An 11,818-nucleotide genomic window follows, 5' to 3' on the forward strand; every position below is an offset into this window, starting at 1 on the left:
GGAAGGCGCGCCAGCGCCTGACACCGAGGGCAAAGCAATAAATTAGAGCTATGAGGGTTCCTGCGGAGGCGCGCGTCGATCTGGGTGCCATCGGCGACAACATCGGGGTGCTGCGCGAGCGCGCCGGGGGCACCGAGGTCATGGCCATGGTGAAGGCCGAGGCGTACGGGCACGGGCTGGTCGAGGCCGGGCGTGCCGCGCTCGCCGGCGGCGCGTCGTGGCTGGGGGTCGCGAAGCTGGCGGAGGCGCTGCGGCTGCGGGACGCGGGGCTCACCGTCCGGACGCTGGTGTGCCTCGGGGTGCCCGGCGAGCCGTACGAGGAGGCTGTGGCGCGGGACGTCGACCTGACCGTGGGGGCGGTGTGGCTGCTGGACGAGGTCGTCCGGGCGGCGGAGCGGGCCGGGCGGCAGGCCCGGGTGCACCTCAAGGCCGATACGGGCATGTCGCGGGGCGGTGCGGGCGGCGCGGACTGGGAGGCGCTGGTCGGCGCGGCGCTGAAGGCGGAGGCCGACGGCCATGTGCGGGTGGCCGGGGTCATGTCGCATTTCGCGTGCGCGGACGAGCCGGGCCACCCGTCGATCGCGGCGCAGATCGGCGCGTTCACCGAGATGGCGGGGTACGCGGAGAAGGCGGGGGCGCGTTTCGAGGTCCGGCATCTGGCGAACTCCGCGGCCGCGCTGACGGTTCCGGAGGCGCGGTTCGACCTCGTCCGGCCGGGGATCGCGACGTACGGGCTGACCCCGGTGCCGGCGCTCGGGACGTTCGGGCTGCGCCCCGCGATGACGCTGGTGGCGGACGCGGCGCTGGTCAAGCGGGTCCCGGCAGGTCGCGGAGTGTCATACGGTCACACGTACACCACGCGTGCGGCCACCAATCTCGCCGTCGTGCCCGTCGGGTACGGCGACGGGATTCCCAGGCAGGGCTCCAACCTCCTGGAGGTCCTCGCGGGTGGGCGCCGCAGGACGATCGCCGGGCGGGTCTGCATGGACCAGTTCGTCGTCGACCTCGGCGACGACCGGCTGTCGGCGGGTGACGAGATCATCCTGTTCGGGCCGGGCGACCAGGGCGAGCCGACCGCGCAGGAGTGGGCGGACGCGCTGGGCACGATCTCCTATGAGATCGTCACCCGCATCGGGTCCCGGGTGCCGAGGGCGTATCCGGGAGGGGCGCTGTAGGGGGCGCGTGCATGGACGGCAGGAGCAGGCGCAGGATCGGCGTGACCGCCGCGGGCATCGGCGCGGCGGGTGTGGGCGCGGCGGTCGGGCTGCGGCATTTCGCCGTCGGCCGGGTGCGGCTGCGGCCCGATCCGGACGCCGCGGAGCCGTTCGGCGAGCTGCGCGGCCGCGAGCTGACGGTGGAGGCCTCCGACGGGGTCCCGCTGCACGTCGAGGTGGACGGCCCCGACGACGCCGGCCTGACCGCCGTCTTCTGCCACGGCTACACCCTCAACCAGGACTCCTGGCACTACCAGCGCCGTGACCTGCGGGGATCGCTGCGGATGGTCTTCTGGGACCAGCGCAGCCACGGCCGGTCGGGGCGCAGCGCGCCGGCGCACGCGACGATCGAGCAGACCGGCGAGGACCTGCGCGCCGTGCTGGAGGCGACGGTCGGCCCGGACGAGCCGGTCCTGCTCGTCGGCCACTCCATGGGCGGAATGTCGATCATGGCGCTGGCCGACCGGCATCCCGAGATGTTCGACCGGCAGGTGGTGGGCGTCGCGCTCGTCAACACGTCCTGCGGCGACCTGGCGGAGATGACGCTCGGGCTGCCGCTGGTGCTGGCCAAGGTCGTCCGGCCGCTGGCGCCGGGGACGCTGCGCGGCCTCGGCCGCCGCGCCGACCTGGTGGAGAGGGCGCGCGGGCTGGGCGCCGACCTCGCGTTCGTCGTCACCCGGAAGATGGCGTTCGCCGACAAGTACGTCAGCCCGTCCGTCGTCGACTTCCTGGAGCAGATGATCCGGGCGACGCCGATCGACGTGATCGCGGAGTTCTATCCGGCGCTGATCGGCCACGACAAGGCGGGCTGCCTCGACGTCCTGCGCGGGGTGCCGGCGCTGGTGGTGGCCGGCGGGCGGGACAGGCTGACCCCGGCCGAGCACGCGCGCCGCATCGCGGCGGCGCTGCCGGACGCTGAGCTGGTAGAGGTGGAGGTGGCCGGGCACGTGCTGCCGCTGGAGTATCCGGGGGTCGTGACGGGCGGCCTGCGGCGGCTGATCGCCCGGATCCGCCCCGAGTACGAGGAGGAGCGCACCGCGTGAACGCGATCACCGTCACCGTCCCGGCCGCGGCGGACATGCACGAGCTGGGGCTGCGCCTCGCCGGCGTGCTGCGGGCGGGCGACCTGCTCGTGATGACGGGGCATCTCGGCGCGGGCAAGACGACGCTCACCCAGGGGATCGGCGAGGGCCTGAAGGTGCGGGGGCCGATCACCTCGCCGACGTTCGTGATCGCGCGGGTGCATCCGTCGCTCGCGGGCGGGCCGTCGCTGGTGCACGTGGACGCATACCGACTGGGCGGTTTCGCCGAGTTGGACGATCTCGATCTCGACGCCTCCATCGCCGAATCGGTGACGATCGTGGAATGGGGCGAAGGGCTCGCGGAGGGCCTCGCGGAGGACCGCCTGGAACTGATCATTTCGCGCGGGGACGGGCCCGGCGAGGAGCGCGAAGTAAGGATCGTCGGGGTCGGTCATCGCTGGTCCGACCTGGAACTCGACGCCGGATGAGGGCCTGCGGGCAACTTCTCCGGTTTTTGCCAAGCGGGATGGACCACTTTACGGCTACATGTCGTACTCTTTGCCGGAACGAACCTCACCTACGCGACATATCGATTTCCTCGGGAGTGGGAACCGGTGAGTGGTAGCCATCGCAGCGGTAGTGACCGCGACAGCTACCGCGGTTCGGGCGGTGGCCAGGTGTCAGGCGGCGGTTACCGGCCGGACGGCGGTGAATACGGCACGGGCGGCCAGGAGTACACGGCCGGCCAGGAGTACGGGCCGTACCAGGGCCGGGACTCCGGCCCCGCCCAGGGGACCGGCGGTCAGGAGACCGGCGGATACCCCACGGGCAGTGCCCCCACGGACGCTTACCCGACCGGCCGCTACTCGACCGGCGGTTACCAGACCGGCGGCGGTGAGAGCGGTGGTTACGGATCAGGTAGCGGCTCGTACCAGCGGGACAGCGGACGCTATCCGGCCCAGTCCGGCCAGTCCGGCCAGTCCGGCCAGTACCGGCCGGAGTCCGGCGCCTACCGGAGCGAGTCGGGTCCGTACCAGCGCGAGACCGGGCCGTACGAGGCCGGGAGCGGCGGTTACCGGTCCGACACCGGCGGGTACCGCGCGGGCGGCGGCGGCCGGACCGACACCGGCGGTTACCGCACCGGCAGCGGCGCCTACCGCACCGGCAGCCACCGGGTGGCGCGCGAGCGCCGCGGTGGACGGCGCTGGGCGGCCGTCCTGGCGGGCGTCGGCGCCGGCGTCGGGGTCTGCGTCCTCGCGGTGTTCGTCATCCTGAGCGGCGTCGGCGCGGGCGACGGCAAGGACGGCGGCCAGGTCGTCGGCAGCGGCGCCGCCGAGAGCTCCCCCACGGCGAAGGGCGAGCGCGCCCTCGTCCCCGACTCCTGCACGATCGTCGGCCAGGACGTCATCGACCGGCTCGCACCCGGTTCCGAGCGGACCCAGGCCGACAGCTACCAGAACAACGAGCGGCAGAACCAGTGCGTGTGGGGCGCGTACGCGGGCGACACCAAGCGCCAGCTCACCCTCGAACTCCGCGCGATCGAGGGCAGTGCCGACCAGACGCCCACGGACGCCGCGAGGAGCACGTTCACGTCCGAGCGCGGCGCGGACGAGTCCGGCAGGGCGCTGCTGCCCGGCCAGAAGCTCACCGACAAGATCCGGCTCGACGGCGTCGGCGACGACGGCTACATCGTGTACAGCGTCGACGGCGGCCAGGGGGCGGGCGAGGCGGTCGCCAACGTCCGGGTCGCGAACGTCCTCATCACGATCCACTACTCGGGCTCCGACGACGGTGACCCGCTGTCGTCCAGGTCCGCCACCGACGGCGCCACCGAGGTCGCCAAGGCCGTGATCCAGGCCCTCGACCAGGGCTGACCCCTTCCCGGAGCCGAGGCGCCGGAACCCGCCCCGACCGGTAGGCTTACAACCCGTGCTGGTCTTGGCTTTCGACACCGCGACCGCCGCGATCACCGTGGCGCTGTACGAGTGGATACCGGGTGAGGGCGCCGAGCCGCGCGGCATGGCCGAGGCCGTCGACCGGCGCAGGCATACCGAACTGCTCGCCCCGTCCATCGCGCAGGTGATGGCGGAGGCCGGGGCCGCGCCGGACGACCTGAGCGCCGTCGCCGTGGGCGTCGGGCCCGGCCCGTACACGGGCCTGCGCGTCGGCCTCGTCACCGCCCGCGCCATGGGCGACGCCCTCAGCATCCCCGTGCACGGCGTCTGCACCCTGGACATCATGGCCTGGGCCACCGGCAGGGACGAGCCGTTCGTCGTCGCGACCGATGCCCGCCGCAAAGAGGTCTACTGGGCGCGGTACGACTCGGCCCGCGCGCGCGCCACCGAGCCTGCCGTGGGCCCGCCGTCGGACGTCCCCGAAGGGCTGCCCGTCGTCGGTGAGGGCGCCGCCCTCTACCCGGAGATCCTCGGCGATTCCGGCCACGAGCCCCTGCTGCCGTCCGCCGGCGCCCTCGCGGAGCTGACCGTCGCGCGGCTGGCCGGCCTCAAGGTCCCCTGCCTCCTCCCGCCGGAGCCGCTCTACCTGCGCAGACCGGACGCGAAGGAACCCGGCCCGCGCAAGAAGGTGACTCCGGCATGACCGGCGTCGTCCTGCGGCCCATGACCGACGCCGACCTGCCGGCCGTCCACCGGCTGGAGCGGCTCCTGTTCCCCGAGGACGCCTGGAGCGAGGAGATGCTCCGCGGCGAGCTGGCCGAGCAGCCGCGCACCCGGCACTATGTCGTCGCCGAGGAGCCCGGCGGCGAGATCGTCGGCTACGCGGGCCTGGCCGCGGCGGGCGGGCAGGCCGACGTGCAGACCATCGGGGTGCGCGCCGACCGGCGCAAGGGCGGCGTCGGCGCGGCGCTCCTCACCGAACTGCTGGACGAGGCCGCCCGCCGGGGCAGCGAGACGGTGTTCCTGGAGGTCCGCGCCGACAACGACGCCGCCCACCGCCTCTACGAGCGGTTCGGCTTCACCAGGGTCGGCCTCCGCAAGCGCTACTACCAGCCCTCGAACGTGGACGCGATCGTCATGAGCCGCCCGCTCCGATCCCGTCCGCCCATGGGCTTCAACAGAACTGAGTGAGCTGGAGGGGCGCGCCGTCGTCTGGACTGAGGAGCGAGGGACGAGTGACGAGGGAAGACGGCGGCTAAGGCGCCTCGGAGGCGAACGGGAAGCCAACAGAATTGAGTGAGCTGGAGGGGCGCGCCGTCGTCTGGACTGAGGAGCGAGGGACGAGTGACGAGGGAAGACGGCGGCTAAGGCGCCCTGGAGGCGAACGGGAAGCAGGGAGAAGTGATGATTCGGGACGAGCCGCTGGTGCTCGGGATCGAGACGTCCTGCGATGAGACCGGGGTCGGGATCGTGCGCGGGCACACGCTGCTGGCGGACGCCATCGCCTCCAGCGTCGACCAGCACGCCCGGTTCGGCGGCGTCGTGCCGGAGGTCGCCTCGCGCGCGCATCTGGAGGCGATGACGCCGACGATCGAACGGGCGCTCGCGGACGCGGGCGTGAAGCTGACCGACGTGGACGCGTTCGCCGTCACCGCCGGTCCCGGCCTGCCCGGCGCGCTGATGGTCGGCGTCGCCGCGGCCAAGGCGTACGCGCTGTCGCTGGGCAAGCCGCTGTACGGCGTCAACCACCTGGCCGCGCACGTGTGCGTCGACCAGCTCGAACACGGCGCGCTGCCCAAGCCGTGCGTGGCGCTGCTGGTGTCGGGCGGCCATTCGTCGATCCTTCTCGTCCCGGACGTGGCCGGCGACGTCCGTCCGCTCGGCAGCACGGTCGACGACGCGGCGGGCGAGGCGTTCGACAAGGTCGCGCGCGTCCTCGACCTGGGTTTCCCCGGCGGCCCGGTCGTCGACCGCCTGGCCCGCGAGGGCGACCCGGCCGCGATCGCGTTCCCGCGCGGCAAGTACAACGACGGCACCTACGACTTCTCGTTCTCCGGCCTGAAGACGGCGGTGGCCCGGTGGGTCGAGGCCAAGGAGCGCGCGGGCGAGCCCGTCCCGGTCGCGGACGTGGCCGCGTCCTTCCAGGAGGCCGTGGTCGACGTCCTGACCCGGAAGGCGCTGAAGGTCTGCACGGACAACGGCGTCCACGACCTGCTGATCGGCGGCGGCGTCGCCGCGAACTCGCGGCTGCGCGCCCTCGCCGCCGAACGCTGCGCGGCGGCGGGCGTGCGGCTGCGCGTCCCGCGTCCGAAGCTGTGCACCGACAACGGCGCGATGGTCGCCGCCCTGGGCTCCGAGCTGGTCGCGTGCGGGGTGAGCCCGTCGGCTCTGGAACTCCCGGCCGACTCCAGCCTGCCCGTGGAGTCGATCATCCTGTGACGGGCTAGCACTCCGCCAGCAGGGAGGCGAGGTAGTCCTCGAAGAGGGGGACCCTGGCCTCGTCCACGGTGTGGTCGCCGTCCTCCGGGAGCAGGTCGAGGAGGCAGCGGACGTCCCAGTACGGGTCGTGGACGTGGCCGCCGGAGACCTGGTCGAAGGCCGACAGGAACCGGTCGGCGACGGACACGCCGTAGCGGAGCGCCAGGCCGCGCCGCATGCACGCGATGTCGATGGCGACGGGGCCGGACGAGGCGTCCGACCAGTCGACGACGCCGGTGAGCCTGCCGTAGGACCACAGGGTGTTGTCGGCGTGGTAGTCGCGGTGGATGAAGCGGGCGGGCGCCTCGGGGGCGGGGCGGACGGCGACCTCGAAGGCGCGCTCCCACAGTTCGGGGCGCAGCGCGTGCTTGGGCGGGCACCGCACGTCGAGCCGGTTGTGCGGGACGTACGGGGGCATCGTGGACGCGCCGTTCAGCGCGTGCACCGCCAGCAGCGCGGCGGCCACCTGGATGAGGTATTCGGGCAGGTCGTCGGGCGAGGGCCGGGGCGGGTGGCCGGTGAGCCGGGTGATGAGCAGCGCGGGGACGTCGCAGTAGGCGCCGGCGGGGTCGGCGGCGACGAGGGCGGGGGTGGGGATCTCGCAGCCGGCGAGGAGGGCGAGCGCGGCGATCTCGCGTTCGGGGGAGAAGTCGGCGTCGCTGCGGCGTGCCGGGTCGCGGGCCGTCCAGCGGCGCAGGACGAGGCGGTGCGCGCTGCCCGAGCGGCTCTCCACGAGGAGCGCGTGGTTGGTGTGCGAGGTTCCGCCGGCGAGCGGCCGCACCATGCGCACCTCGGCGCCCTTGCCGAGGCACTCCTCGACCCAGCGCAGGGTGGCGTGGCCGGGTGGGGCGCCGGTCGGCAGGCAGGGAGCCGGTGTGCGAGTCACCTGATCCATCAAAACGGATTCCGAAGGGTATTGGGAGTGATTTGACGAAGACGCAACGTAACAAAATGCACGTCAGCCCGACGGCGTGGCGGAGTATCTTCGGTCGCCGCGGTCGTTTGCCGGACAAACACCGCGGATTCCGTTGGGTATCCGAATACCCCGGGTAGGGCCGGTCGGCCCCACCCGGGGGTGCGGCTCAGTCCTTCGGCTCCCGGCGGGGGCGCAGCAGGGCCTCGGCCAGCGCGAGCATCGTCTCCTCCAGCGTGGACAGCCGCTTCAGCACGTCCTCGTGCACCGCGTTGACCTGCTTGGAGACGTCGTCGTGGACGCCGTCGACCTTGCGGCCCACCTCGTCCTCGACGTGCAGGAAGCGCTTGGCGAACTCGGCCTGCGCGGCGTCGGCGCGCCGTCCGGCCTCGTCCTGCATGCTCTCCACCCGCCGCGCGAACTCCGCCTGGACGCCGCCGACGTGCCGCGCGACGTCCTCCTGCATGTTGCCGACCTGCTTGGCGACGTCGTCGTGGATGGTGCCGACCTGCCGGGTCACGTCGTCGTGGATGTCGCCGATCCGCTTGCCGAAGTCGTCGTGGACGCCGCTGACCTGCCGCGTCACCTCGGTGTGCACGGACTCGACCTGCTTGGCGACGTCGGCGTGCACCGACTCGACGCGGCGGGAGACGATGTCGACCTGGGCGGTGAACTCCTCCAGCGCGCCGTCGACCCGCTTGGCGACCTCCTCGTGGATGTTCTCGATGCGCTTGCGGACGTCGTCGTGCACGTCCTCGAACCGGCGGGAGAACTCGTCCATGCGCCTGGCGACGTCGCTGTAGGCCGTCTCGGCGATCTCCGACATGGTCGCCTTGACCTCGTCGCGGTCCGGCCGGGCGCGCAACTCCTCGATCAGCGGGTCGACCGCGTCGGCGAGGTGCTTCTCCAGCGCGTCGAACCGGTCGCCGTACTCGGCCGCCGGACGCTGCGCGAGGTCGCTCAGCATGCGGTGCAGCTCGGCGATCTCCAGCGTGGCGGGGAGCCGGCCGATCCGCTCGCCGACCCCGTCGATGCGGCCGTCGAGGCTCTCGAACCGGCCGTCCACGCCCTCCAGCTTGCCGGACAGCCCTTCGAGCCGGCCGTCGACGCCGTCCAGCCGCCCGTCCAGCCCGTCGAGCCGGCCGCCGACGCCCTCGACCCGGCCGCTGACCGCCTCCAGCCCCTGCTCCATCCGCTCGGCCATCTCGCCGAGCGCCTGGTCGACCCGCGCGGTGACCCCGTTGATCGAGTGTTCGAGCCGCTCGGACCGGTGGCCCAGCTCGGCCAGCGACTTGTCGAGCCGGTTGAAGCGGACGGATGCGGCCTCCATGCTGCCCTGGAGCTTGTCCAGCCGCTTGGTCATCTCGTCCATGCGCTGCGACGCCTGCTGCGTGGCGTCGGTGATGTGCTGCGCCGAGTCGAGGACGGCCTGGATGCGGGTCAGGCCCTCGTCGACGTTCTCGGCGACGACGCCGACGTCGGCCCAGAGCGCGGGCAACTCGGCGACGGGCTTGACCCGCTCGCCGAACGACTCGATGTGCTCGGCCAGTCCTTCGGCCCATTCCGGGGGCTTGCCGGACAGTTCGTCGACCTGCCCGCGGACGCTCTCGATCTGCCCGGTCAGCCCGCTGAGCTCCCGCTCGCGGACCTCGCGGAGCAGCCACTCCATGCCTTCCAGCCGCTGGCGAATCTCGTCCAGGACCTGACCCTGTGAGCGCTGTTCATAGACGTGGTCCTGCGCCGCACGGGCGAGCAACTCCCGCATCCGATCCGAGACCGGTTGACCCCCCGTCTGCAGGAAGTTGTGATTCGTTTCCACCCGATGCTCCTTCGTGTGCCGGCGCGACGAAATGACGCACGGCAAATGAATCTGTGAGATGGCCACTGTAGTGCGTGTGGAGGGCCGCTAAAACGGGTAGCAGAGAAGATTGTGAGTTCTGCGGAATGCGCCTGTTATCCGGCTGGGGTGAATAGCGAGAAATGGCCGGGTGCGGCGGTGCTCTCCCGGTTCGCGGTAATCACGGTGATCGTGGTGATGCTGCGGTGGCATGAGACGGGCAGGGGGCGGTGCCGTGTCCGTACATCTCGTCCGACATCGGCAGTTCCCGACCCGGCGGCGGCTGCGGACGGGCGGTGCGCGTCCGCCGTGCCGCGACCCCGCGGGACGGATCCGGGCCCCATTTCGGAGGGTATTTCGCGGTGCCGAACTCCCGGCCGGTGAACCCGCCTTGGTGTTTTCGGGCGGATGGACGTCCGCGCGCCGATTCGCGGCCGGTGCGGCGCCCTTGCCGGGCGCCCCGCAATCCCTGGTGAACGCGATGCCGCAAAACGCCGATGATTTGCACCGCCGTGGCGCGTCGCCCGGCGTCGCTTGGCGTTGCGCGTCCGGGCGGAAGATCTTTGGGCACGGTTAATGGCGGCGGCCGCCGTACCGCGCGGGTCAGCAGACTGGGGCGCGGGGGTGAGGGTGCTCGCGCCCGCCGGTCAGGGCGCCGGGACGGGACGGGTGAGCAGCGCGACAGGGTCGCGTCCGACGCGGGTCACCACCAGGGTCGACCCGGCGCCGCCCCGGCCCGCCCTGCGCCCGCCGAAGCCGAGGTCGCGCCGCAGCCGGTCGACGTCGACGGCCGAGCCGCGCTTCTTGACGGTCAGCACCCCGACCTCGCGGCGGCGCAGCTCCGCGCGCAGGCGCTTCACGGAGAACGGCAGCACGTCCTCGATCTCGTAGGCGGACGCGAACGGTGTCGGACACAGCCGGTCGGACGTGATGTAGGCGATCCGCGGATCCGCGAGGCCGCCGCCGACCAGCTCTGCCACCTCACCCACCAGATGGGCGCGGATCACGGCTCCGTCGGGCTCGTACAGGTAGCGGCCCCACGGGCGGACGTGCGGTGTGTCCGATCCCTGCGGGGTCAGCGTCCAGACCTTCGGGTCGGTGTCGGACGAGATGAGCGTGGCGCGGCGTCCCACGTCCCCTGCGAGCGTCCCCAGCCAGAGGGCCGCCTCCTTGACGTCGCCGTGGACCGACACCCACTCGGCCTCTGCACCGTCCGGTACGGCCTCATGCGGGATGCCGGGCGCCACCTTGACGCACGCTGCGGGCACCTTCCGCGCCATGTCCAGGACGACATCGAGCGGCGGCTCATAGGAACGGGGATCGAAGACCCTGCCGCGGGCGGTGCGGCGTCCCGGGTCGGCGAAGACCGCGTCGAACCCGTCCGGTGCGGCCTCGGTGGCGTCCCCGACGCGCACGGAGGCGTCGCCCAGTCCGAAGGCGGCCACGTTCGCCCGCGCCACGTCGGCCGTCAACGGGTCGAGTTCCACGCCCTCCCCGGCGAGGCCCGCGCGCCCCCGGGCGAGGAGGTCGGCCCCTATCCCGCACCCGAGTTCCAGGACGCGCGCACCGTCCAGATGGGCGGCGAACCTTCGGGCGCGGTGCGCCGCCACGCTCGCGCGGGTCGACTGCTCAAGGCCCGCCTGGGTGAAGTACATGCGATCGGCGTCCGGGCCGAACTTGACCCGCGCCCGCTCCCGCAGCCGCACCTGTGTGAGCGCCGCCGCGACCAGCGCGGGATCGTGCCGTTCGCGCAGCCGCGTCGCCGTGGCGAGCAGGCCGTCCCCGCCGACGTCCGCGGCGGCCGCCTCGGCGAGGACCGCCTGGCCGGAGGGCGTGCGCAGGGCGCGGAACGACGCGATGTCCATACGCTGAAATTAGCTGGCGGTGAACAGCGCCCGGCGCGTCCGTGTCCGTGTTGACGCACTCACGGGCACGGAATAGTCTCCAGACTGGCACTCTCGTACTGAGAGTGCCAACACAGCGACAAGGTCGGTCTGGCACCCGCGACGGCAGGCCGGTCCAGGGTCGCCTCTTCTGTCACATGTGCTGGCCGGTCATCCGTGGCCGGCCGAGGACCCATCGAAGGGGAGGTCAGATCGTGACGACCGCCACCAAGGTTGTCCTCAAGCCGCTTGAGGACCGTATCGTCGTCCAGCCGCTTGAGGCCGAGACCACCACCGCCTCGGGCCTGGTGATTCCGGACACCGCCAAGGAGAAGCCCCAGGAGGGCACCGTCCTTGCCGTTGGCCCGGGTCGCGTCGACGACAAGGGCGACCGCGTCCCCGTCGACGTCAAGGTCGGCGAGGTCGTGCTCTACAGCAAGTACGGCGGCACCGAAGTCAAGTACAACAACGAGGACTACCTCGTGCTCTCGGCCCGCGACGTGCTCGCGGTCATCGAGAAGTAATCACCGAGACGTGATGCACCCGCCCCGGTCGGCGCCGCCTTCGGCGGGGCTG

General features: G+C 72.4%; 11 protein-coding genes. 8 read left to right on the plus strand and 3 right to left on the minus strand.

Annotation, left to right across the window (positions count from 1 at the left end; all coding sequences use genetic code 11):
* The first annotated feature begins 50 nt into the window (after positions 1-50).
* From alr to tsaD, 7 genes are all read left to right on the plus strand, one after another.
* Complete coding sequence (gene alr, locus ACA511_RS06555; protein WP_375023140.1) at positions 51-1,175, plus strand: alanine racemase; 1,125 nt, start codon at positions 51-53, stop codon at positions 1,173-1,175.
* 11 nt (positions 1,176-1,186) lie between these two features.
* Positions 1,187-2,257, plus strand: coding sequence for an alpha/beta fold hydrolase (locus tag ACA511_RS06560; RefSeq protein ID WP_375023141.1), 1,071 nt, complete (start codon positions 1,187-1,189; stop codon positions 2,255-2,257).
* Positions 2,258-2,292: 35 nt separating this feature from the next.
* Positions 2,293-2,724 carry a tRNA (adenosine(37)-N6)-threonylcarbamoyltransferase complex ATPase subunit type 1 TsaE gene (gene tsaE / locus ACA511_RS06565; protein ID WP_375024690.1) on the plus strand — a complete coding sequence of 144 codons (432 nt, stop codon included), beginning with the start codon at positions 2,293-2,295 and terminating at the stop codon, positions 2,722-2,724.
* Between the two features lie 189 nt (positions 2,725-2,913).
* A complete protein-coding gene (locus ACA511_RS06570) occupies positions 2,914-4,110 on the plus strand; it encodes a hypothetical protein (RefSeq protein WP_375023142.1) in 1,197 nt (398 codons plus the stop codon).
* 55 nt (positions 4,111-4,165) lie between these two features.
* Complete coding sequence (gene tsaB, locus ACA511_RS06575; RefSeq protein ID WP_375023143.1) at positions 4,166-4,834, plus strand: tRNA (adenosine(37)-N6)-threonylcarbamoyltransferase complex dimerization subunit type 1 TsaB; 669 nt, start codon at positions 4,166-4,168, stop codon at positions 4,832-4,834.
* A complete protein-coding gene (gene rimI, locus ACA511_RS06580) occupies positions 4,831-5,322 on the plus strand; it encodes a ribosomal protein S18-alanine N-acetyltransferase (protein ID WP_375023144.1) in 492 nt (163 codons plus the stop codon). The genes tsaB and rimI overlap by 4 nt, the downstream gene beginning before the upstream one ends.
* A gap of 213 nt (positions 5,323-5,535) precedes the next feature.
* The gene (gene tsaD, locus ACA511_RS06585) at positions 5,536-6,570 is read left to right on the plus strand and encodes a tRNA (adenosine(37)-N6)-threonylcarbamoyltransferase complex transferase subunit TsaD (RefSeq protein WP_375023145.1); all 1,035 of its coding nucleotides are present in this window, start codon (positions 5,536-5,538) and stop codon (positions 6,568-6,570) included.
* A 4-nt stretch (positions 6,571-6,574) separates the two neighbouring features.
* Here tsaD and ACA511_RS06590 read toward each other — a convergent pair whose 3' ends face one another.
* The 3 genes from ACA511_RS06590 to ACA511_RS06600 form a co-directional block, all read right to left on the minus strand.
* Entirely contained in the window at positions 6,575-7,504 is a 930-nt protein-coding gene (locus ACA511_RS06590; protein WP_375023146.1) for a phosphotransferase family protein, read from the minus strand.
* 187 nt (positions 7,505-7,691) lie between these two features.
* Complete coding sequence (locus ACA511_RS06595) at positions 7,692-9,341, minus strand: hypothetical protein (protein ID WP_375023147.1); 1,650 nt, start codon at positions 9,339-9,341, stop codon at positions 7,692-7,694.
* 665 nt (positions 9,342-10,006) lie between these two features.
* Positions 10,007-11,224 carry an SAM-dependent methyltransferase gene (locus tag ACA511_RS06600; protein ID WP_375023148.1) on the minus strand — a complete coding sequence of 406 codons (1,218 nt, stop codon included), beginning with the start codon at positions 11,222-11,224 and terminating at the stop codon, positions 10,007-10,009.
* 230 nt (positions 11,225-11,454) lie between these two features.
* On the opposite strand from ACA511_RS06600, the gene groES reads away from it, so the two are divergent.
* Complete coding sequence (gene groES, locus ACA511_RS06605) at positions 11,455-11,766, plus strand: co-chaperone GroES (RefSeq protein ID WP_358449818.1); 312 nt, start codon at positions 11,455-11,457, stop codon at positions 11,764-11,766.
* Positions 11,767-11,818 lie beyond the last annotated feature (52 nt).

Origin of the sequence: Actinomadura sp. GTD37 (assembly GCF_041951365.1) — a bacterium.
Classification (GTDB): domain Bacteria; phylum Actinomycetota; class Actinomycetes; order Streptosporangiales; family Streptosporangiaceae; genus Spirillospora.